This is a genomic window from Streptomyces sp. NPDC058646, from assembly GCF_042716875.1.
In the GTDB taxonomy this organism is placed as follows: Bacteria; Actinomycetota; Actinomycetes; order Streptomycetales; family Streptomycetaceae; genus Streptomyces.
Genome location: NZ_JBHXRK010000020.1, coordinates 46782 through 67113 on the forward strand (window position 1 = coordinate 46782; position 20332 = coordinate 67113).

Sequence of the window (20332 nt, forward strand, 5' to 3'; positions counted from 1 at the left end):
ATGGGCGGGACGCGCGGGGTCCGGGCCGGTGTCGCGGCACCGGACGGCGCCGGGCCCGGCGAGGATCGGGGCATGGGCGTCGTCCTGCCGGTCCTCTTCGCGCTGTTCGCGGCGCTGAGCAACGCGCTCGCCACCGTGCTCCAGCGGCGGGCCGCCCTCACCGTGCCGCAGAGCGCAGGCTTCCGGGCCGGGCTGGTCCTCGACCTGGTGCGCAGGCCGCTGTGGCTCGCCGGGATCCTGGCCGTGATCGCGGCCGGCGTCGGGCAGGCCCTGGCACTGGCCACGGGCGCACTGGCCCTCGTCCAGCCCCTGTTCGTGCTGGAGCTGCCGCTCGCCCTGCTCATCGCCTCGCTGATGGCCCGCCAGCGGCTGTCCGGGACGCTGTGGCTGGCCGTGGCGGGGGTGGTGGCCGGACTCGGGATCGTCCTGGTCGCCGCCTCGCCCGACGGCAACCGCACGCACGTGCCGCTCGACCGGTGGAGCCTGTCCCTGGCCGTGTGCGCCGCCGTGGTCGCCGCCCTGACCGCGGCCGGACTGAGCCGACCCCCGGGCCGGGCCCGGGCAGGCTGCCTCGGCGCCGCCACCGCCGTCTGCTACGCGCTCACGGCCGCCCTGATGAAGTCCTCCGTGCACATCCTCGACGAGCGGGGCATCGGCGCGTTCCTGACCACCTGGCAGACCTACGCCTTCGGCGCGACCGGCATCTGCGCCCTGCTGCTCCTCGAACACGCCATGCAGGGCGGCCCCCTGGTCGCCTCCCAGCCCGCACTGACCCTCGGCGACGCGGGCGTCAGCGTCGCGCTGGGCGTGGTCCTCTACGAGGAGCACCTGCGGGCCCACTGGTGGGTGCTCCCCCAGCTGCTGGGCCTCGCCCTCATCTGCGCCGGGGTGTACGCCCTGGCCCGGGCGGGGACGGGCGCACCCTGACCGGCCGCCGCCCCGGCCCGCCCCGTGGGGCTACTTGATGACCTCGACCTTCTTCTCCCCGGCGGGGGCCGCGTAGGCCGGGGAGCCCGCGCCGAACACGGTGACGGCGTGCTGCCGCACGTGCCCGGACACGAACTCGCTGGGGTGGTCGAGGCGGTGGGGGCGGGCGGGACCGGACGGCGGCCCGGGGACCGGGTGCCCGCTCCGTTCGTCTGCGTCTGCGTCAGCTGTCCCGACTGCACGGCCGGCGACCACAGCTCTCGGCCGTGATGGTCGCGACGGCGGCCGGGGCCGTACGGGAGGTCACCGGCGGCGCGCACCCCTCGCTCGACGCCCTGGGGCCGCCCGTGACCGCCGCGGCCTCGGTGGCGGGGCTGCGCCCGGCGCGGCCGCCCCGTGCAGGTCGGCCACGGGATGGCCGCGCACGCCTACCCGCCGATGATCGAGATGGTCCGGGGCGGCCTGCTGGGCCCGGACCTGCCGGGCGGTGAGGCGGGGCCCGCCCGGGAGGCCGCCCGGGCCCGGGCCGGCTCCCGCGCCTGCCGAGCCGGACCCCCGCGGGTCAGACAGGGCTGCCGCTGCGCCGGCGGCGTAGACGGACCGTGACCAGGACGGCTCCCGCCGCCAGTACGAGGGTTCCGGACACGGTCAGGAACCAGACCGGTATGCCGTCCCCGACCGTGAGCAGCTCGTTCCGGTAGATCACCCGCCGGTACGGCGTGTCCTTCGCGGTGGCGCGGAGCTCGTGGTCGGCGTCGATGCGCCCCGGCTCGGGGAATTTCTGGTCGATCGCGGTCAGGAACACGGGATTGCCGCCCGTGAGGCCGGCGAGCGGGCCGGCCCCGGGGGCGACGGTTCCCGCGAAGGTCACCTTCGGTGCGTTCCCGCCGATCGGGGAGACGGGTTCCATCCGGTGGTCGGCCAGGACGTACAGGCCGAGGGACTGGGGCGTCTTGGCCATCCGCGACAGCCTCATCGGGTAGACCAGCCGGTCGCTGTCGAAGCGGATGCTGAGCGGGTCCAGTTCGCCCCGCAGCGGACTGCCCGCCTCGCGCGGGGCGAGGCGTACGGCGACGTACTCCCACTTCTGGTCCACGTACGGCCTGACCTCCTCGGCGAGGCGGTCGGGGAGCTGGAAGCCGTTCTCCTCCAGCCAGGTGCGCAGGGCGTCCGGGTCGCCGGCGGTCAGCCGGGCCACGTCGAAGTCGCCGAGCTGCTCGCGGCCGACGACCCCGACGCCCTGCTCCCCGCTGCCCGGCAGGGGTGCGCCCGCGCTGTCGCGGCTGCCGGAGGAGAAGGGCCAGTCGTCGTCCCGCGGCCAGAAGTAGCTGCGCGTCCGGTACTCGGGCCCGGTCATGCGGGCGAGCTCGTCGAAGACCTTCCCGTCGCCCAGTTCCACGGTGGCCCGCCCGGGCACCGGCATGATCCATGCGGCCCTCCGGGCGTCGCCGCCGACGGTGAACCGCATCACGATCTGCTCCGTGCGGCCGTCCCAGCGCACGACGGACGTCTCGCGCTCGACCCCGATCCGGGACCGGCCGTCGGGAACCATCGCCCCGCAGCCGCAGGCGTACGCCGGGCTGATGAGCGAGCCCAGCTGGGTGGCGAGCAGGGCGAACAGCAGGGCGAGGACTCTTCGTTTCATGGGCACGGGATCTCAGACGAGGGCCCGCGGCTTCCGGTTCCGTGCCCTGGTCAACGCGGTGAGGAGGGTGCCTCTGGCCCCCGGCGTGACCGAATCGCATACTCCTCCCATGAGAGGGATGGACAAGCCGCGCAGCAGCCCGTTGGTACCGGATGCGGTGGCGGACGAGATCGCGCGGCACGACTGGGATTCCGTCGAGTGCGGCTGCGGGCGTTCCGCGCTGCACCTGGAGGAGACGCTGTGGGCTGCGGCGGAGGGTCATCCGGCCGCGTTCCGCGCGCTGGAGGGGCACGCCTTCGCGGGGACGCGGCTGGCGCCGCCCGCTCCGGCGGTGTCCGGGGTGCTGATGGCCGTGTGGACCGCGGGTCCGCCGCGCAGGGCCACCCGCGAGGCACTGCTGTGGACGTTGCTGGCCCTGCTGGGCACGCAGGACGACGGGACCTCGCACGAGGCGGGGCTGTACGGGCAGTGCTCCGCGTTCATCCGCCGGGGCCTCCCCCGGATCCACGAGGAGGCGGCGGCCGCCCCCGGCTCGGTGACCGCCGCCTACGCCGAGGGCATCGTGGACATCCTCGGCCTGCGGACCTGACCACCCCGCAGGGGTTCACCCGCCCGGGTGCCGTCCGGGCGCGGGCCGCCCCGCGCGGTGGCCGGGTGCGCCGGCACGTCAGCCCGCACCGGCGCCGTCCTCGGGCGGTTCCGCGGCGACGGCGCGCAGGCGCCGCTCCGCGGTGTCGACGGCACTGCGGGCCCCCTCGGCGGCCTCGGCGGCGGTGCGGAGCCGTTCCTCGGCCTGCGCGACGGCCGCGCCGGCCCGCTCGGCCTCCTCCACCGCGCGCCGGCGGGCCTCCCGGGCCAGCTCCAGCTCGTCCTCCCGGGCGGCGGCGGCCGACCGTGCGTCCTGGGCGGCGGCCCGGGCCGCCGCGGCCTCGCGCCGATCGGCCTGACGCTCGGCGGCCGGGGGCGGGGCGGGAGCCGGGGCCGGGGCAGGCGGCGACGCGTCCGGGTCGGTCGGCGGGAACTCCGTCACCACCGCCGGGGGCTTCACCAGCCGGCCCGAGGCCCAGTCCTCGGCCGCGTCCGGATCGGCGAGGACGGCCCGCAGGATCTGCTCGACCTCCCGCACCACCGTCTCGGAGACCGGCGTCCCCGCCTCCGCGGCCAGCCGCACCGCCTCCCTGGCCAGCGCCCCGATCACCACGTGCTGCTCGTGGGAGAGGTCGCGCAACTGCTCCCCGTCCAGGGACCGGTGGGCCTCGCGGAGCGCCTGGCCCAGCTGGCGGAACTGCTCGGCCTCCTCCGGCTTCGCCCTGACCAGCAGGTTCGACGCCCAGGCCGCGAGCCGGGGGCGCCGCTGTGCGGCGATCCGCCGCGCCGCCTCCCGGTCCCCCTCCCGCTTGGCACGGGCCGCGGCCCCGTCCCGCTCCGCCGTGAACCGTGCCGGCGCAACCCCGTACAGCGCATCGATGACCTCTTCCACATCCACGCCGCCCACTGTCGGTCATCCCCGCCCGCGGACGACGGACGCGCACCCGCTGCCACCGGCACCGGACGAAGATCGCCGGAACGGCGCAGTACCTCGGCCCGCGCGGGTGAAAGACCGGCCCGCGCCGGTGCCGGCCTGGGGCGCGGCCCGTTGCAGAGGGCATGCGCACTCCGATGGACGCCCCGACAGACGCCCCGACAGACGTCCCGGCTCGGTCCGCCGCCGATGCCGCGGCCCCGGCCCCTTCCGGCCCGCCCCGGTCCTTCGCCGGGCTCGCCGCGGAGTCCGGCCCCGACCCCCTCCCCCGCATACGGGCCACGCTCGGCGACGACGTCCTCGCCGTCAGCCTGGCCGGGGAGTTCGACCATTTCACCTCCGCCCCGCTGCGCGGACTCCTGCTGGAGGGAGCCGCCCGCGGCGCCCTCCGGCTCGTCCTCGACACGAAGCTGGTCACCTTCTGCGATTCGGCTCTGCTGCACGCACTGGACCAGTGGGCCGGCAGCGGCGGCCGCGTGGAACTGGCCACCGCCTCCCGGGCCGTCCGCCTGCTGCTGACCACCGCGGCCCGCGTACCGGGTCCCGGACCGGGGGGCCGGCAAGTCCTTCCGTCACTTCCCCGGGCCGGAGGTCGTTAGGGCCTGGGGGTCGGCTCGGGGGGCGAAGGGATGACGGCATGCGGCAGTTTCCTCTGGAGATGCACCACGTGGCACCCGGTCGGGTGGTCGAGTGGCGGTTGCGGTACACGGCGGCGGAGGCCGGCGGGCCCGACGACGAGTGGGGCAGGAGGGCCTCGTTCAACCAGGAGAAGCATTTCACCGTCGCCGAGGAGAGCCGGGCCGCGGACGACCCCGTGGCCTCGTGGGTCGCGGTCACCTTCGAGGTGACCGGGCAGCTGGACCAGCCTGCCCTGGCCCGGGCCCTGCTCTCCTTCGTCCAGCGTCACGAGGTGCTGCGCTGCGCGTTCCGCCGCCTCTCCGGTGAGCTGGCCTGCGAGCCCTTCGACCCCGCCGGGCTCTCCCTGGAAGCCCTCCACGTGGACACGTTCGACACGCCGGAGCGGCTCGGCGGGTTCCTCTCCGAGCGGTTCAAACGGAGCATCGACACCCTGTCCTGGCCGCTGTTCACCATGGGCGCGGTCCTGCGCGAGGACTCCGCCACCGTCTACCTGGCCTTCGACCACATCGTGTGCGACGGCATGTCGATGCCGATCGTCGTCCACGAGGTACTGACCGCCTACGAGGCCCTGTGCCGCGGCGAGGACGCGGAGCTGCCCCCCGCCCCGAGCTACCTCGACTTCGCCGAGGAGCAGCGCCGCCGCTACCTGTCCATCGACGCCGGCGACGAACGGCTGGACTACTGGAAGGAGTTCATCGCGCGGGGCGGCGAGTTCTTCCCCCGCTTCCCGCTCGACCTGGGTGTGGAACCGGACCGGATGTACCCGATCGTCAACGAGGCCTCGATGCTGCTGGACGCGGCCGAGGCGGAGGTGTTCGAGAAGGCGTGCCTGACGGTGGACGGCAAGCCCTTCATGGGCGTGCTGGCCGCCGTCGCCGTGTGTCTGCGCGAGGCGGGCGGACCCGGGGTCTACCGCGGGTTCATGCCGGTCAGCGAGCGCGGCCGGGGGGCCTGGACGAACTCGGTGGGCTGGTTCGTGAACACCATGCCCATCGAGTTCGACGCCTCGCCCGGCCGGGACTTCGCCCAGGTGATGGCCGCGGTCCGCAGGGGCTTCACCGAAATGATCGGCCACATCGACGTGCCCTTCGTACGGGCCTGGGAACTGCTGGCGCCCGAGGAGTTCGCCGCCCGTTCCTGGCCGTACCCGGTGAACTTCTTCTCCTACATCGACATGCGCAAGTGCCGGGGCGCCGAACGGCACGAGGACTGGCGGCCCGCGTCCCACGTCTGGTCGGCGCGGGCCAACGGGGCCTGCTCCTGGTTCCAGCGGGACGCGGACGGCCTGCACATGAACTCCATCTACGTCGACACCCCCGCGGCCCGCCGCACCATGGGCGGCTTCCAGGAGGCGCTGCGCGGCACGGTCCAGGAGATCGCCCGCTCCGGAGGGTTCCGCCGGCCCGTCGCGCTCACCGCGCCCCGGCGGCCTGTGCGGACCCCGCTGGACGTGGCGGCCGCCTCCCGGCTCCGCTGAGCCGGATCGGGCCCGCTACCTGTAGAGGGTGTACAGGAGGCGGTCGGGTGCGACCGGCGGGGTGCCTTGCAGGACGCCGGTCGTGGCACCCGCGATCAGGGCCTGCTTGACCTGGCCGGGGGTGGCAGCCGGGTGGAGGGCGAGGTGGAGCGCTGCGGCCCCGGCCGTGTGCGCGGTCGCCGCCCAGGTGCCGCTGAGGGTGGCCGTGATGGTGTCGCCGTCCTTCCAGGCCGAGGGGATCCCCACCCCGGGGTGCGGGCAGGGTCACGCACTGGCCGTAGTGGGAGGAGGACGCGCGGCGGTCCAGGCTGTCGCCGGCACCGACTCCGATGGTCTCGGTCACCCTGGCGGGCGAGGTGGAGCAGGCCCCGTCGGGCCGGCCGGAACTGCCCGCCGACACGGTGCAGGTGATCCCGGAGCGGATGGAGTTCCGTACGGCCGCGTCGAGGACGGCGTGGGCAGCGCAGCCCAGGCTCGTGTTCGCCACCGCGGGGCGGACCGCGTTCGCCGTCACCCGGTCGACTCCGGCGACGACCCCGGACGTGCTGGCGGAACCCTGGCAGTCGAGGACGCGTACGGCCACCGGCCGCGCCTCCTTGGCGACTGGCGTAGGTGCGGCCCGCGGCGATCCCGGCGACGTGGCTGCCGTGGCCATGGCAGTCGTTGCCGTTCCGGCCGTCGCCCACCGTGTCGGTGCCGACGCCCGCCCGGCCGCCGAATTCCGTGTGGGTGGTGCGCACCCCGTTGTCGATCACGTACACGCGGACGGCCGGGGCGGTGGTGCGGTAGGTGTACGCGGTGGAGAGGGGGAGCCGGCGCTGGTCGATCCGGTCGAGCCCCCAGGGGGCGTCCGGCTGTGTCGCGGACGGGGTGGCCGTCGTCGCACGCGCCGGGGCGTCGAGGGTGACGAGGGTGTCCTGGTGCACCCGGGCCACGCGCGGGTCCGCGGCGAGCCGGGCCGCCTGGGCGCTGCTCATCCGGGCGGAGAAGCCGCTCAGGGCCGACCGGTACACGTGACCGAGCCGGGTGCCGTCCGCCCGGGCCAGGAGTTCCTGGACGGATCGGGCCGCGGCCGGCTGCTTCAGGACGACGATCCAGCTGTCGGGAACCGCCGTCTCGGCGGGGCCGCCAGGGTGCACCCGGCCCGCGCGCGGGCACAGGAGTGCCGCCCCGGCCGTCCGCGGTCGTCCCGTGCCGAGGCCGTCCGGGGCCGGCCGGGGGGAGGTCAGACGCGGGCCGCGCGGCGCAGGAGCAGGGCGCGCTCCTGGGCGTTGCGGGTCAGCGCGGCCGCCCGCTCGAACTCCGCACGGGCCTCGTCCGGCCGGCCGAGCCGCTCCAGCAGGTCGCCCCGTACGCTCGGCAGCAAGTGGTAGGCGCGCAGAGCGGGTTCCTCCGCGAGGGCGTCGACCAGCGGCAGCGCGGCCTGCGGCCCCTGGGCCATGGAGACGGCGACCGCCCGGTTGAGCTCGACCACCGGTGAGGGGACGAGCTGCACGAGGCGGCCGTACAGCGCGGCGATCGTGGGCCAGTCGGTGTCCTCGTAGCGGACGGCAGCGGCATGGCAGCCGGCGATCGCCGCCTGGAGGGAGTACGGCCCGGTGCCCGCGTGCCGCATCGCTTCGACGCCCCGGCGGATGAGCAGGCGGTTCCACCTGGCCCGGTTCTGGTCGGCGAGCAGGACGGGCTCCCCGTCGGGCCCGGTGCGGGTGGCGAGCCGGGAGGACTGGAACTCCAGCAGCGCGGCGAGCCCGTGCGCTTCGGGTTCCCCGGGCATCAGGGCGGCCAGGACGCGGGCCAGCCGCAGGGCGTCCTCGCACAGGGCCGGGCGCACGAGGTCGTCGCCGGCGGTGGCGGAATGGCCTTCGTTGAAGACGAGGTAGACGACTTCGAGGACGGAGGCGAGCCGCGCGTCGCGGTCGGTTCCGTACGGGACCTCGAAGGGCACGCCGGCCGTGGCCAGGCTCCGCTTGGCCCGGACGATGCGCTGGGCGACGGTGGCCTCGGAGGTGAGGAAGGCGCGGGCGATCTCCTGGGTGGTCAGCCCGCCCATCAGGCGCAGGGTGAGCGCGATCCGGGCCTCGGTCGACAGGACGGGATGGCAGGCGGTGAAGATCAGCCTGAGCAGGTCGTCGTCGATGTCGTCCGGGTCGGGGGGCTCGTCGGGGGGCTGTACGTCCTCCAGGCCGCGGCCGACCTCCGCGAGCTTGCGCGCGTACGTCTCCTTGCGCCGGACGAGGTCGATCGCGCGGTGCTTGGCGGTGGCCATGAGCCAGGCGCCCGGTTTGCCGGGGACTCCTGTGGACGGCCACTGTTCGAGTGCGGCGACGAGGGCGTCCTGCGCGAGTTCCTCCGCGATGCCGACGTCCCGCACGATGCGGGTGACACCGGCGATGATCCGCGCGGACTCGATCCTGAACACCGCTTCGACCGCCTGGGCCGTACTCACTGCCGTCACGGCCACCCATCAGAGCAGCCGTGACGAGGCAGGGCAAACGCGGCGGCGGGCCGCCGGGTCACATCTCCTGGATCTCCCGCACCTCGGCGCTGAGCTCCCACTCGGCCGGGTGGATCTCCAGGAAGCGCTTGGTCCACTCGATGGCCTCGGCCTTGTCCTTGCACTGGCTGAGGGAGTAGCCGCCGATGACCTCCTTGGTCTCGGTGAAGGGGCCGTCGGTGCAGCTGATCTTCCCGCCGGACCAGCGGACGCGGGTCCCTTCGGCGGTGGGGAGCAGCCCGGCCGTGTCGAGCATGACCCCGGCCTTGGTGATCTCCTCCAGCAGGGCGGCCATGCGCTGCTCGAACTCGGGCGGGAAGCCCTCGGCGGGGAGGTTCTGCTCGTCGATGCGGATCATCGTCAGGAAGCGCGGCATGGTGACTCCTCGGTCGGGAGGGCGGGGGCTTTCCCTGCCTCTCACCCCTGCGTCGAACGGGAGACGGCCGGATCGACAGCTCCCCGGAAATTCTTCGAAGTTTTTTCTCCGGCGGCCACCCGGCTGCCCTCCCTGGGCACGGCGGGCGAGCCGCGACGCATCGGCCCGCTGTCGCATCCGGATCCGGCCCCACGCCGGAAGAGCGTACGGAGCCCCCGGTCGCACGTCGGCGGACCGGGGGCTCCGCTCTGCCGCTCAGCGGCTGTCCCCCGCCCAGTCCCAGCGGCCCGGGTCCGCCGCGCGGCGCCGGTAGTGGGCGCGGCCGCCCGCTCCGTAACGCCCTATCTCCGTGGGCAGGCGGGCCTCCTCGGCCAGCTGGGGCGCGCTCCAGCCGGTGATGTCCAGGAGCAGCCCGTCCAGGGGGCCGCCCACGAGTTCGCCGTAGACGTGGCCGGGGCGCGGGCCGGGGTCGGGGTCTTCGTGGTCGGCGCCGTAGACCCGGCGCCGGAGCATCCTGTCGTCCATGGGCCCAGCTTCACAGGCGCCTCTGACAACGGGACCTGCGGCGGAGCGGCGATGATGGTCTCCGCTTCCCGATCACGGGGGCGCACGAGCGAGGAGCAGCACGCATGACACGTCGGGTACACCAGCCCCTGGAGGACCAGGAGTTCGACTTCATCCTCTCCATGGCACCGGGTCCGGTCCTCGCCTACTTCTGCGGTTCCTGGCCCAAGGCGCTCGAGGGGTGCCGCGCCATGGACGCCGTCGTGGCGGAGCTGGCCGAGGAGTACGGGACGCGGTTCACCGCCGTGCGCACCGACATGACCCGTTGCCCCGGGACCACCCGGCGGTACGGGGTGACCGCTGCCCCCACCGCCGTGCTGATCGAGGACGGCGGGGCGGTCGCCGCCCAGGAGGGGCCGATGACGGCGGCGGAGCTACGGGAGTTCCTGAACGCCCGGCTCTGAGTCCCGGCTCCGTCCGGCCCACCCTCTCGGCCGCGTCCGACCGCCGCAACGCCGCGTTCTCCACCCCCACCCGGCGCCTCCAGGGTGTGAGCAGGCGGCGCCCCGCACTCCTCGGCGTCGACGATCCCGCGCACCACGTCCAGCGCCGGATGCTGATCCCCAGCTTCACCCTGAAGCGGACCGCCGCCCTGCGACCGCGGATCCAGCGGACCGTGGACCTGCTGATCGACGCCACGGTCGCCAGGGGCCCGTCCGCGGAACTGGTGGGCGACTTCGCCCTGCCGGTCCCGTCGATGGTGATCTGCGCGCTCCTCGGGGTCCCGTACGAGGACCACGAGTTCTTCGAGGGGCAGTCGCGGCGGCTGCTGCGCGGGCCCGAGGCGGCCGACGTGGAGGACGCCCTGGGCCGGCTCGACGTCTACTTCCGTGACCTGATCGGGCGCAAGCGCCGGGACCCCGGCGACGGACTGCTCGACGAGCTGGTCACCCAGCGGCTGGAGACCGGCGAGGTCGACGTCGAGGAGCTGGTGTCGCTCGCCACCATCCTGCTCGTCGCGGGGCACGAGACGACGGCCAACATGATCTCGCTCGGCACCTTCACCCTGCTGCAGCACCCGGAGCAGCTGGCCGAGCTCCGGGCGGACCCGTCCCTGATGTCGGGGGCCGTGGAGGAGCTGATGCGCTTCCTGTCGATCGCCGACGGGATGCTGCGGGTGGCCACCGAGGACATCGAGGTGGGCGGGGTGACGATCCGCACGGACGACGGGGTGGTCTTCTCGACCTCCGTCATCAACCGCGACGGGAACGTGTTCGCGGAACCGGACGCGCTGGACTGGCACGGGCCCGCCCGGCACCACGTGGCCTTCGGCTTCGGCATCCACCAGTGCCTGGGCCAGAACCTGGCCCGGGCCGAGCTGGAGATCGCGCTGAGCACGCTGTTCGGGCGACTGCCCGGACTGCGGCCGGCCGCAGAGCCGGACCGGATCCCGTTCAAGCCCGGGGACACCGTCCAGGGCCTGGTCGAACTCCCCGTGGCGTGGTGAGCCGGATGCCGGCCGGCCCCGTGCACATCGAGATCGACACCGGCGTCTGCATCGGCGCGGGCCAGTGCGCCCTGACCGCGCCGGAGGTCTTCACCCAGGACGACGACGGCTTCGGCGGGCTGCTCGCGGGTCGCGAGGACGGCGGGGCAGTCCCCTGGTCCGCGAGGTGGCGCGGGCCTGCCCGGTCGCGGCCATCTCCGTGCGGCCGGACTGACCGGGAGACGGCGGGGCCCGGAGGCCGGGGCCCGCCGTCTCCCGGTGACCCCTCAGGCCCCGGACGGACCCGCAGGACCGGGTGGACCCCCAGGGCCCGGGCCCGGAGGACCCGCGCACCGCGGGCACCAAGGCCCGGCTCCGCGAGAGCCTGCTGACCGAGTGCGCCGGCCGCCCGCTCGCCGGGGCCGGCGTCTCCGCGGTGGTCCGCCGGGCCGGGCTCGGCCGTGCCCTGTCCCGGACGTGCGAGAGCCCCGCCGGGCCGACCCGGCGGGGCTCACATCACGGCGCGGTTCGTGAGGCGGCGCTAGCGGAGGGGGACCACCCGCTCGGCCTGGGGCCCCTTGGGGCCCTGGGTGACGTTGTACTCCACCTTCTCGTTCTCCTCCAGCGACTTGAAGCCGGTGGTCTCGATGGCGGAGAAGTGCACGAACACGTCGGGGCCGCCGTCGTCCTGCTGGATGAAGCCGAACCCCTTCTCCGAGTTGAACCACTTCACGATGCCTGTTGCCATCTGGCTGATCCTTCACAACGTTCCACTGCGGGCCGCACACGCGGCCGTCTCGATCCTGCCCGACCGCCCCGCGCACCACACGTTCAACGCGGCCAACCGGGGCGCGGCACCGAATCGAACTTCTGGCCGTGCTGTCCGTGATTCGGGGGATCCGCGCCCGCGCGAGCGGGTTCCGCCGCTCCCCGTCCCGGCCGGTACCGGGCGGCAGCACGGACGCCGCAGGGGTACGGTCCCCGCTGGTACCATGGGCGGTTGACCATCTTGTTGTTTTTGTTCCTGTCTCGAAAGGTTCTGCATGAGGAACCCGTCAGCTCATGGTCGATTCGGTGTGAAGGGCGGCGCCAGGAACGGCGGCAAGACCCCTCGCAGCATCGGACCGCAGGGTGAGTTCACGATGCACGAGCCGAAGGTCCCGGCGCTGCCGCCGGTGGATTCGTTCTCCGCGCTCGGCCTGCCCCATGAGCTGGAGTCGAAGCTGGCCGAGCTGGCGGTGGAGACCCCCTTCCCCATCCAGGCCGCCACCCTCCCCAACGCGCTGGCAGGCCGGGACGTGCTCGGCCGCGCGCAGACGGGCTCCGGCAAGACCCTCGCCTTCGGCCTGGCCCTGCTGGCCCGTACGGCGGGACAGCAGGCGGACCCCAAGCGCCCGCTGGCGCTGGTCCTCGTACCGACGCGCGAACTGGCGCAGCAGGTGACCGAGGCGCTGACCCCGTACGCCGAGGCCCTGAAGCTGCGGATGGCCACGGTCGTCGGCGGGCTGTCCATCGGCCGGCAGGTCGGCTCGCTGCGCACCGGCGCCGAGGTCGTGGTGGCCACCCCGGGCCGTCTCAGCGACCTGATCGGCAGGCGGGACGTGCACCTGGAGCGCGTCCGGATCACCGTGCTCGACGAGGCCGACCAGATGTGTGACATGGGCTTCATGCCGCAGGTCACCGAGATCCTGGACCAGGTGCACCACGCGGGGCAGCGGATGCTGTTCTCGGCCACCCTGGACCGCAACGTCGACCAGCTGGTCCGCTCGTACCTGAAGGACCCCGTCGCGCACTCCGTCGACCCGCAGGCGGGCGCGGTGACCACGATGGACCACCACGTGCTGCACATCCACGCGGCCGACAAGTACTCGGCGGCCACCGAGATCGCGGCCCGCGAGGGCCGGGTGCTGATGTTCCTGGACACCAAGCACGGGGTCGACCAGTTCGTGAAGCACCTGCGGGCCATGGGCGTACGGGCGGAGGGGCTGCACAGCGGCAAGTCGCAGCCCCAGCGCACCCGCACCCTCGCGCAGTTCAAGACGGGCGCGGTGGGCGTCCTGGTCGCGACCAACGTGGCGGCGCGGGGCATCCACATCGACGACCTCGACCTCGTGGTCAACGTCGACCCGCCGGCCGACAGCAAGGACTACCTGCACCGGGGCGGCCGCACCGCCCGGGCCGGCGAGTCCGGCCGGGTCGTCACGCTGGTCACCCCGAACCAGCGCCGGGACATGGTGCGGCTGATGGCCGACGCCCGGATCCGGCCGACCATCACCCAGGTCCGCTCCGGCGAGGTCGCCCTGAGCCGGATCACCGGCGCCAAGGCCCCCTCCGGAGTGCCGCTGGCGGGCTCCGCGCCGACCGACGCCAAGGGCAAGCCCTCGGGCACGGAGCTCGGCTTCCGCGGGATCGGCACCCGCCCTGGCCGTCCGGGCAAGGGCAAGGAGTCCCGTAAGACGGCGGAGGCCCGGCAGACCGCCGAGGCCCGCCGGGCGGCCCGGGTGCGCCGCGGCTTCTGACGTGCACCGCAGGCCCCCGGTGCGGGGGCCTGCGGGGACGCCGGTCAGCCGCGCGCGCGGCGCCGCTTGGTCCGGGCGACGATCGCCCGCGTGACGACGGGGGGCAGCAGGTCCTTGGCGAGCCTGCGCCAAGCGGCGCCCTTCCGCGCCGGGGCAGCGGCCGGGCGCGGCGCCGCCGGGGGCGGTGCGGGCGCGGGGTTCAGCAGCTGCGGCGGCGCGGGCACCACGGCCCCCTGGTCACCGATGCGGACCAGGGGACGGCCCGCGACGGTGTCGATGCCGTGCCAGAGGTCCTCCCGGCCCGCGAGCCAGTCGAGCAGCGCCGCCTGGTGGGGCGCGGGGTCGTCCCAGGTCGCGTAGAGCTTGGAGCCGGACACGCAGATCGGGTGCAGATCACCGTCCACCACGGCGGCCCAGACGGCGGCCGCGACGCCGGGGCAGTGCTCGGACCGGTAGTCGTCGAAGGCCACGACCCCGCCGGGGACCGACACGGTGCGCGAGGTCTCGATGTCCGTCACCACGTGCTCGTACAGGTGGGAGGCGTCGATGTGGACGAAGCGGCAGCTCTTGGGGCGGACCCGGTCGGCGACCACGGAGGTGGGGGCCTGGATGACCGTCGGCAGCTCCGGGTGGAAGGCGAGGTAGTTCGTCTCGAATCCGCGGCGCGTGAGGGTGGGGTAGGAGCTTCGGGTTTCGGCGAGGTTCGATTCGTCCGTCACGGGCGAGCCGAAGAGGTCGCAGACGGTGAACTCCTCCCCGGGCCGCAGGTGGCCGCCGAGCAGGATGGCGCTCTTCCCCATGAACGCCCCGAGTTCCAGGAGATCACCCGGCAGCGGGTCGCCGGTGTCCTGATACGTGAGGAACCAGTCGAAGAGCACCTGGTCGGACGCGGAGAACCAGCCTTCGACCGCGCTGTACGCGGTGGGGGTGGACGGGGTCGGCTCACCCTCAGGGGTGGTGACGGGAGCCTGTGAAAGGTGTGACACGGAGCGTCAATCCTCCAGCGGAACGGGAGCGGCTCAACACGGACACCCGGCCGGGTAACGGCACCTTAAGGCCCGCAGGGGCCTGTGACGAGCCTCCAGCGCGGTATGCGTGGAATCGACGGCCCCCGCTTTCCCATAACAGCCGCTCCATCACCTTACGTCCCGGTGTGCCCGCCTCGCGTCAGTGCCGACGCACCTGTCCCGGCAGGGGGCCGTCCCCGGCGGCGCGCCTGCGCAGCCGCTCGGCAGCGGCGTTGCGGACCCGGCGGGTACGGGCGGCGCCCGCCAGCAGGCTCAGGGCCGCGTACGAGGTCAGCGACCGGACGGCGGTGCGCTGGCACCAGTCGGAGGCGGCGGTGAGCTCGGCGCCGGACCACGGCTCGCCCCGGCTGATCGACTTGAGCAGGTTCCACTCGCGCAGCCTGCGCTCCGGGAACTCCCGGCCGGCCAGCACGGTGGTCATGGCCCCGGCCCAGGCGGGGAAGGCCTCGTCCGCGAGCAGGCCCGCGGCCCGGCGGTCGAGGTGGGTGACCACGGCGGCCTCGGCCATCACCGGATCGGGGTCGCGCAGGACGGCGGCGACGACCTCGGCCTCGCCGCTCCCCCCGGACCGGCCCGCCACGGCGGCCAGGGACTCCAGGTGACGGGCGTAGCGCCAGTGCTCGGCGGGTCCTGAGCTGTCCGCGGGGCTCATCCGGCCGCGCCTTCCCGGCCCGGTGCCCGGCCGGCCCGGCGGCCGGTCACCGGGAGGGGCTGAGCGGCCGTCCCGGGCACGGCTCCCCGACCGGTCACGCGGCCGGTCGTACGGGCGGCCCGCGGGCCGGTGTTCCGGTCGGCGGCGCGCGGCCGCCGTCTGTGGCTCCCTCTCCCCATGGCACCCATTCCACACGACCCGGATGAACGGTCGGCGGTCAGGGGCCTGTCAAAGTTCCTGCCCCGCCTCGTGGCCGGGTTCGGGCAGCGGGGCGCCGGTCTCCAGGAGGGTCTTGAGGCTGGAGGCCAGCATCGGCCAGGCCCGTCCGCACATGCCGATCAGGGTGCCGCCGGGCTCGAAGTCCTCGTGGAGGATGGTCAGCCGGGCGAGGGTGTCGCCGACCGGCTCGATCTCGTACGTGACCTTCGTGCGCCGCTCGTCGGCCAGCTGGGCCCGCAGTTCCTCGGCGACCCCGACCGAGGCCGCCCACTCGGGGCTGAACGTGTGCCAGGTGTAGGAGAGCCGGCGGTCGGGGACGCAGTCGAGGACCACCTGCGCGGGGTCGCTGGTGCGGGACCCGCGCTCGACCCAGTCCATCTGCGAGCCCACCGCCCAGTCGGTCTCGAAGCTCAGGCCCCAGTACCGCCGGGTGAGGGCGGGATCCGTGAGGGCCTCCCAGACCCGGGCGGGATCGGCCTGGATGTACAGGGTGTAGGTGATCGCGCTGTCGCTCATGGCCCCATGCTGCGGGACCGCGTGCCGCGTACGTCGGATTTGACCGCCGGCGTCCTTGATCGTCGACGGCCGCGCGCACCTGCGTCACCGTCCGCGGCCGCCCGGGCCGGTGCCGGGGGCCGGACGCCGGACGCCCGCGCGCGGCACCCGTCACCAGCGGGTGCCCTCGGCGGGGAGTTCGGTGAGCGGCGTGCGGGCGGGGACGGGCAGGGAGAGGTGGGCGCGGGCCGCGAGGACCGCCGCGAGTTCGTGGTGGCCGGCCGGACCCCAGTCGCTGAGCTCGCGGACCTGCTCGGGCGTGGCCAGCAGCCGGGCGTACGCCGGGTCGGCGGCCGGCGGGACCGAGGTGAGGCGGGCCGCGGTGCGGGCGTGGGCGGCCCGGTCCGCGTACCGGTAGCCGAGCGGCAGCGCCCCCGAGGCGGGTGCCGCTGCCGGGGAGGGGAGGTGGGCGGCGCCGGTGGCCCGGGCGATCAGGAGCAGGACCCGGCCGTCAGGGGCGAAGAGCCAGCCCGACCGGTCCCGCACGGGCAGGTGGGCCGGGACCGGACCGGGACGCCAGGCGCCGTGCTGCGGGGTGCGGCGGGTGCGGAGCACGCCCAGCCGGTCGAGGGCGGTGGGCACCGTGGGCCGGCCGTCCTCCAGGAGGGCCGGGCCGGCCCCGTCGATGCGGGCGCGCAGCGCGGACAGGGTGCGGCGGGCGTCCCCCGGGTCCATCAGGGCGGGCAGGTCGGCGGGCTCCGCGAACTCGATGCCGGTGACCTCCTGCGCCGGCAGCCGGACGGCGTCGATCCGTTCCGGCGTCCAGGTGCCGCCGTCGTAGACGTGCAGGATCTCGCCGGGGAAGCGCATCTCGGGCGGGATGCCGGGGGTGTCGGCCGGGATCCAGTCGACGGCGAGGCCGCGCGGATAGCTGCCGTCGATGCCCAGCTCCTCGCGCATCTCGCGGGCCGCCGCGGCGGACGGCGCCTCGCCCGGGTCCACCGCCCCTCCCGGCAGCAGCCGGTCGGGGCGGTAGTCGACGCTCTGGACGAGGACGCGGCCGTCGCCGTCCGTGACCAGCACCACGGCGCCCGCCCAGAGCCCGGCGCGGGAGGCACCGTACGCCTGCGGGCTCATCCACGTCCCCGCCCGCTCCGGCCGGGGCCCGTCGGCCCCCGGACCGTCGGTCACGGCGTCGTCGGTCAGCTGCGGCATCGGAACTCCGTTCACCGTGGGTGGATCCGCAGGCTGTGCAACAGCCGGGGCGCTCCCCGGGTTACGGCGCCCTCCCACCCGGGACCGCCCGCCCGCCTTCGCCACCCCCATACCTCCTTATTACCTGGTTATGCAGTCCTTGGTATTTTCCGGGAGCGGACTGGCGGCCGGAAACGCCGCCGGTCCGACCACGTCACAGGAGCGAGGAGAGACCGACCATGCGGCGCGCTCCCCGTGCGGGCCCCCCTACGGCCCCCGGGGGACGCCGGTGGACCGTACCGGTGCCGGCGGGACCGGCCGGCGGCGCGGCGGTCCTCGGCTGCGGCGGGCTGTACGCCGAAGGGTGAGGCGTACGGGGGCCGCCGCGGACAGGGACGCGGCAACGGGTGGGCAGACGGGCGAGGGACGGGCACGGGCGTGGGCACAGGTACGAGCAGGGGTGCGGGTACGGGTGCGGAGAGGGGTGCCGCGGCGGAGAAGGGCGGCGGAGGCGGAGGCGGCACGGGGCGGCTGGCCGGAGTGGATGCCGTGCGCGGCCTCGCCGTCCTCGGCATGTTCGCCGTGCACGTGGGCCCGGGCCCGCGACCCGAAGGGGCCGGGTACCTGATGGTGGCGGCCGACGGACGCGCCCCGGCCCTTTTCACCCTCCTCGCGGGCTTCTCCCTCGTCCTGGCCCAGCGCGGCCGGAACCCGGCGGCGCAGCCTGGGGGCTGGGCGCTGCGCTACCGTCCCCTGCTCGTCCGCTGCGCCATCCTGGCGGCGCTGGGCCTGTGGCTGGCAGGGCTGTGGCCCGGGATCCTGGTGATCCTGGCCTTCTTCGCGGTGTACTTCCTCGTCGCCGAGCCGTTCACCCGGCTCTCCACCCCCGTGCTCAGCGCCGTCGCGGGCGTCTCCGTGGTGGCGGGTCCGCTCCTGTCGTTCCTGCTGGGCCCGTTCTTCGGGTACGAGGCGTCCGGCCGGGGTTCGGTCCCCGAGGCCACCGACCTGATCAGCTGGGCCGGACTGGGCGACGCGGTGCTGGCGCTCCTGCTCACGGGGGCGTACCCGCTGGCCACCTACTTCCCGTACGTCCTGGCCGGGATGGCCCTGGGCCGGCTGTGCGACGTGCGCAGCCGGACGGTGGCCGTACGGATGACCGTGTGGGGCGCGGTGGCCGCGCTGGCCGGGTACGGCTCCGCGTGGGTCGCCACGCACCTGTTCGGCACGCGGGAGCGGCTGCTGGAGGCGATAGCCGTCCACCACCCGGAGGCCATGGCCGCCGCAGACCCCGTGCGCGAGGTGCTCGGCGGACAGTACGGCGCCGTGCCCAGCACGTCGTGGCACTGGCTGCTGGTGGCCGACCCGTACAGCCAGACGCCGCTGGAGACACTGGGCAACGCGGGTGTGGGCTGCGCCCTCATCGGCCTGTGCGCTCTCGTCGCCCGCGGCCGGTTCGGGGCCGGGCTGCTGCGGCCGTTCACGCTGCTCGGTGCGATGGCGCTGAGTGCGTACGTGGTCCACGCGCTGGTGCTGGCCGGTCCGGCCCACGGCGCCGCGTCCTGGTCGGCCTGGTTCCTCTTCAGCGGCGCGGCCCTGGCCCTGACCTGGGTCTGGCAGCGGGTCTGGGCGGACAGTCCGCTGCGCCGCGGTCCGGTGGAGCACGCGCTGCGGCTGGCCACGTACGGACGTCCGCCGGCCCGGTGAAGGAGGCCGGCTGACCCGGCCGGCGGCGTCCGCAGCCCGTCAGGCCCTCGGGGCCCGCCGGAGCCGCCGGTCCTCCAGCGCGTCCATCACCTTGCCGAGGTCCACGAACTTGAAGTTGGTGGCGGTGCGCTCCCCGTTCCCGGGGGTCTCGTGGCCGTCCTGGACGACGAGCAGCCCGCGCGGGTACCTGCTCCCCAGGGGCGCGTTGAGGGCGGCGGCGCCGTCGCACTCCTCGGAGCCGTCGAGGGGACCGGAGGCGGCGATCCGGAAGCCGCCCTCGTACTCGTTGTCGTCGCCGGTCTCGCGGTCGTAGGCGGCGAAGGTGTTGTCGCCCTGGCTGGACGCGAGCAGGTGGCCGTCGCCGCCGGGCTCGGTGACCAGCGTGAGCCCTTCGACGTCGGCGGAGAGCCGGCGGCCGCCGAACCCGGCGTCCGGACCCGGCACGCACTCCTCGGTGGCCTCGTCGTAGGTGCCGGGGGTGCCGTACTCGCGGACCTTGTCGACCAGGTGCGGCGTCCCGGTCAGGTCGGCGCGCAGCCGCCAGATGCCGATGTCCTCCTGGCCGGCGTAGAGCGTGCCGTCGGCCGGGTCGACGACCATGCCTTCGACCTGGGGCAGCTGGCCCGGTTCGGCGCAGGGCGACCAGGTGGTCCCGTTCGGCAGGCGGAAGGCGGAGGGCAGGTCGAGGGTGCGGACCGTGCGGTAGCCGACGGTTCCGGCAGCGGTGGGGAGCAGTTCGAGCAGCGCCACGGTGGTGGTCTCGCGCCTGCTGACGAGGGCGTAGGTGCGGCCGGTGGCGCGGTCCGTCCAGGTGGCGAGGCCGTAGGCGGTGCGCTGGCCGTTGACCTCCTCCTGGTCGGCGGAGAAGACCGGGCGGGCCGCCGGGTCGGTGACGTCGGTGAGCGGGCCGCCGGGCCGGTCGCGGTCGATGCGGTAGAAGCGCAGCCGGTCGTTGCCGCGGTCGGTGGTCACCGCCAGGTCGGTGCGGCCCGTCGTGAGCCGCATCCCGTGGACGAGGTCGACGTTGTTGAAGCGGCCGGGGGCGTCACCGGGCGCCGGGCCTGCCGGAGCGGGGACGGACTGGACCTGCCGGGCCTCGAGGTCGTAGACCCGCAGGCCGCCCTCCTTCGCGGTCGCCACGACCAGGCTGCGGCCGGGGGCGGCCGGGTTGCGCCAGATCGCCGGGTCGTCGGCGTCCGCGTTGCCGCCGTCCTCGTCGTCGTACAGGGGGGCGGTCTCGGCCCGCGGGGCGACGGCCGGGAGCACGGCGCCCCTGGACGGGTCGGCTTGGGCGGGCACCGCCGCGGCGAGCGCCGCGAGGGCGGCCGTGGCGGCGACGAGGCTGGACCGCCGGATACGGGAGAGGGGCACGGTGCGGCTCCTTCTTGGTCGGGCACGGGGTCGTTGCCGGGGCGTTCGGGTGACCGCCGCCCCGTCCCGGCCATACCTCC

At 74.8% G+C, this 20332-nt stretch carries 19 protein-coding genes and 4 pseudogenes; 10 read left to right on the forward strand and 13 right to left on the reverse strand.

What is annotated here, in order from left to right; genetic code table 11:
• Positions 1–72: 72 nt before the first annotated feature.
• Both ACFWUZ_RS23815 and ACFWUZ_RS23820 read left to right on the forward strand, forming a co-directional pair.
• Positions 73–927, forward strand: a complete 855-nt coding sequence (locus ACFWUZ_RS23815; protein WP_384376322.1) for a DMT family transporter — start codon at positions 73–75, stop codon at positions 925–927.
• Positions 928–1008: 81 nt separating this feature from the next.
• Positions 1009–1533: pseudogene (locus ACFWUZ_RS23820) on the forward strand (alcohol dehydrogenase catalytic domain-containing protein); the annotation flags it as partial.
• Here ACFWUZ_RS23820 and ACFWUZ_RS23825 read toward each other — a convergent pair.
• Positions 1490–2572 carry a DUF2330 domain-containing protein gene (locus tag ACFWUZ_RS23825; protein ID WP_384376325.1) on the reverse strand — a complete coding sequence of 361 codons (1083 nt, stop codon included), beginning with the start codon at positions 2570–2572 and terminating at the stop codon, positions 1490–1492. The pseudogene ACFWUZ_RS23820 and the gene ACFWUZ_RS23825 overlap by 44 nt on opposite strands.
• Positions 2573–2681: 109 nt before the next feature.
• Between ACFWUZ_RS23825 and ACFWUZ_RS23830 the strand changes: the two genes are divergently transcribed.
• Positions 2682–3161 carry a hypothetical protein gene (locus ACFWUZ_RS23830; protein ID WP_384376328.1) on the forward strand — a complete coding sequence of 160 codons (480 nt, stop codon included), beginning with the start codon at positions 2682–2684 and terminating at the stop codon, positions 3159–3161.
• A gap of 78 nt (positions 3162–3239) precedes the next feature.
• Here the strand turns inward: ACFWUZ_RS23830 and ACFWUZ_RS23835 are convergent, their stop codons facing one another.
• Positions 3240–4058, reverse strand: coding sequence for a hypothetical protein (locus ACFWUZ_RS23835; protein ID WP_384376331.1), 819 nt, complete (start codon positions 4056–4058; stop codon positions 3240–3242).
• A gap of 173 nt (positions 4059–4231) precedes the next feature.
• On the opposite strand from ACFWUZ_RS23835, the gene ACFWUZ_RS23840 reads away from it, so the two are divergent.
• On the forward strand, positions 4232–4693 hold the full coding sequence (locus tag ACFWUZ_RS23840; RefSeq protein ID WP_384376334.1) for an STAS domain-containing protein: 462 nt from the start codon (positions 4232–4234) through the stop codon (positions 4691–4693).
• Positions 4694–4731: 38 nt separating this feature from the next.
• The gene (locus ACFWUZ_RS23845) at positions 4732–6210 is read left to right on the forward strand and encodes a condensation domain-containing protein (protein WP_384376337.1); all 1479 of its coding nucleotides are present in this window, start codon (positions 4732–4734) and stop codon (positions 6208–6210) included.
• Positions 6211–6225: 15 nt separating this feature from the next.
• On the opposite strand, the gene ACFWUZ_RS23850 is transcribed toward ACFWUZ_RS23845, so the two are convergent.
• The 5 genes and pseudogenes from ACFWUZ_RS23850 to ACFWUZ_RS23870 all read right to left on the reverse strand — a co-directional run bounded on the left by ACFWUZ_RS23850 (position 6226) and on the right by ACFWUZ_RS23870 (position 9605).
• The gene (locus tag ACFWUZ_RS23850) at positions 6226–6456 is read right to left on the reverse strand and encodes a S8 family serine peptidase (protein WP_384376340.1); all 231 of its coding nucleotides are present in this window, start codon (positions 6454–6456) and stop codon (positions 6226–6228) included.
• A gap of 713 nt (positions 6457–7169) precedes the next feature.
• Positions 7170–7349, reverse strand: a pseudogene (locus tag ACFWUZ_RS23855) (S8 family peptidase); the annotation flags it as partial.
• Between the two features lie 86 nt (positions 7350–7435).
• Positions 7436–8656, reverse strand: a complete 1221-nt coding sequence (locus ACFWUZ_RS23860) for an RNA polymerase sigma factor (protein ID WP_384376588.1) — start codon at positions 8654–8656, stop codon at positions 7436–7438.
• Positions 8657–8723: 67 nt separating this feature from the next.
• Complete coding sequence (locus ACFWUZ_RS23865; protein ID WP_384376343.1) at positions 8724–9080, reverse strand: YciI family protein; 357 nt, start codon at positions 9078–9080, stop codon at positions 8724–8726.
• A 255-nt stretch (positions 9081–9335) separates the two neighbouring features.
• Complete coding sequence (locus ACFWUZ_RS23870; protein WP_031151204.1) at positions 9336–9605, reverse strand: hypothetical protein; 270 nt, start codon at positions 9603–9605, stop codon at positions 9336–9338.
• Positions 9606–9766: 161 nt separating this feature from the next.
• On the opposite strand from ACFWUZ_RS23870, the pseudogene ACFWUZ_RS23875 reads away from it, so the two are divergent.
• From ACFWUZ_RS23875 to ACFWUZ_RS23885, 3 genes and pseudogenes are all read left to right on the forward strand, one after another.
• Positions 9767–9976: pseudogene (locus tag ACFWUZ_RS23875) on the forward strand (thioredoxin family protein); the annotation flags it as partial.
• Positions 9910–11091 carry a cytochrome P450 gene (locus tag ACFWUZ_RS23880; protein WP_384376347.1) on the forward strand — a complete coding sequence of 394 codons (1182 nt, stop codon included), beginning with the start codon at positions 9910–9912 and terminating at the stop codon, positions 11089–11091. The pseudogene ACFWUZ_RS23875 and the gene ACFWUZ_RS23880, both read left to right, overlap by 67 nt.
• Positions 11092–11111: 20 nt before the next feature.
• Positions 11112–11305 (forward strand): annotated as a pseudogene (locus ACFWUZ_RS23885) (ferredoxin).
• 306 nt (positions 11306–11611) lie between these two features.
• Here ACFWUZ_RS23885 and ACFWUZ_RS23890 read toward each other — a convergent pair.
• Positions 11612–11818, reverse strand: a complete 207-nt coding sequence (locus ACFWUZ_RS23890) for a cold-shock protein (RefSeq protein WP_384376350.1) — start codon at positions 11816–11818, stop codon at positions 11612–11614.
• A 295-nt stretch (positions 11819–12113) separates the two neighbouring features.
• Here ACFWUZ_RS23890 and ACFWUZ_RS23895 point away from each other — a divergent pair, with 295 nt between their 5' ends.
• Positions 12114–13589: a DEAD/DEAH box helicase gene (locus tag ACFWUZ_RS23895; protein ID WP_384376353.1), complete on the forward strand. Its 1476-nt coding sequence runs from the start codon at positions 12114–12116 to the stop codon at positions 13587–13589.
• Between the two features lie 44 nt (positions 13590–13633).
• Here ACFWUZ_RS23895 and ACFWUZ_RS23900 read toward each other — a convergent pair whose 3' ends face one another.
• From ACFWUZ_RS23900 to ACFWUZ_RS23915, 4 genes are all read right to left on the reverse strand, one after another.
• The gene (locus ACFWUZ_RS23900) at positions 13634–14575 is read right to left on the reverse strand and encodes a class I SAM-dependent methyltransferase (RefSeq protein ID WP_384376356.1); all 942 of its coding nucleotides are present in this window, start codon (positions 14573–14575) and stop codon (positions 13634–13636) included.
• Between the two features lie 181 nt (positions 14576–14756).
• The gene (locus ACFWUZ_RS23905) at positions 14757–15269 is read right to left on the reverse strand and encodes a hypothetical protein (protein ID WP_384376359.1); all 513 of its coding nucleotides are present in this window, start codon (positions 15267–15269) and stop codon (positions 14757–14759) included.
• Between the two features lie 228 nt (positions 15270–15497).
• A complete protein-coding gene (locus tag ACFWUZ_RS23910; RefSeq protein WP_384376362.1) occupies positions 15498–16004 on the reverse strand; it encodes an SRPBCC domain-containing protein in 507 nt (168 codons plus the stop codon).
• Positions 16005–16154: 150 nt separating this feature from the next.
• Positions 16155–17198: an NUDIX domain-containing protein gene (locus tag ACFWUZ_RS23915; protein WP_384376365.1), complete on the reverse strand. Its 1044-nt coding sequence runs from the start codon at positions 17196–17198 to the stop codon at positions 16155–16157.
• A gap of 417 nt (positions 17199–17615) precedes the next feature.
• On the opposite strand from ACFWUZ_RS23915, the gene ACFWUZ_RS23920 reads away from it, so the two are divergent.
• On the forward strand, positions 17616–18881 hold the full coding sequence (locus ACFWUZ_RS23920) for a DUF418 domain-containing protein (protein WP_384376368.1): 1266 nt from the start codon (positions 17616–17618) through the stop codon (positions 18879–18881).
• Positions 18882–18920: 39 nt separating this feature from the next.
• On the opposite strand, the gene ACFWUZ_RS23925 is transcribed toward ACFWUZ_RS23920, so the two are convergent.
• Positions 18921–20252: a phytase gene (locus ACFWUZ_RS23925; protein ID WP_384376371.1), complete on the reverse strand. Its 1332-nt coding sequence runs from the start codon at positions 20250–20252 to the stop codon at positions 18921–18923.
• Positions 20253–20332: the final 80 nt, after the last annotated feature.

Coding starts and splice junctions, on each gene's coding strand:
- ACFWUZ_RS23815 (WP_384376322.1), top strand. CDS start 73: ATGGGCGTCGTCCTGCCGGTCCTCTTCGCGCTGTTCGCGGCGCTGAGC.
- ACFWUZ_RS23825 (WP_384376325.1), bottom strand. CDS start 2,572: ATGAAACGAAGAGTCCTCGCCCTGCTGTTCGCCCTGCTCGCCACCCAG.
- ACFWUZ_RS23830 (WP_384376328.1), top strand. CDS start 2,682: ATGAGAGGGATGGACAAGCCGCGCAGCAGCCCGTTGGTACCGGATGCG.
- ACFWUZ_RS23840 (WP_384376334.1), top strand. CDS start 4,232: ATGGACGCCCCGACAGACGCCCCGACAGACGTCCCGGCTCGGTCCGCC.
- ACFWUZ_RS23845 (WP_384376337.1), top strand. CDS start 4,732: ATGCGGCAGTTTCCTCTGGAGATGCACCACGTGGCACCCGGTCGGGTG.
- ACFWUZ_RS23865 (WP_384376343.1), bottom strand. CDS start 9,080: ATGCCGCGCTTCCTGACGATGATCCGCATCGACGAGCAGAACCTCCCC.
- ACFWUZ_RS23870 (WP_031151204.1), bottom strand. CDS start 9,605: ATGGACGACAGGATGCTCCGGCGCCGGGTCTACGGCGCCGACCACGAA.
- ACFWUZ_RS23890 (WP_384376350.1), bottom strand. CDS start 11,818: ATGGCAACAGGCATCGTGAAGTGGTTCAACTCGGAGAAGGGGTTCGGC.
- ACFWUZ_RS23895 (WP_384376353.1), top strand. CDS start 12,114: ATGAGGAACCCGTCAGCTCATGGTCGATTCGGTGTGAAGGGCGGCGCC.
- ACFWUZ_RS23905 (WP_384376359.1), bottom strand. CDS start 15,269: ATGAGCCCCGCGGACAGCTCAGGACCCGCCGAGCACTGGCGCTACGCC.
- ACFWUZ_RS23910 (WP_384376362.1), bottom strand. CDS start 16,004: ATGAGCGACAGCGCGATCACCTACACCCTGTACATCCAGGCCGATCCC.
- ACFWUZ_RS23915 (WP_384376365.1), bottom strand. CDS start 17,198: ATGCCGCAGCTGACCGACGACGCCGTGACCGACGGTCCGGGGGCCGAC.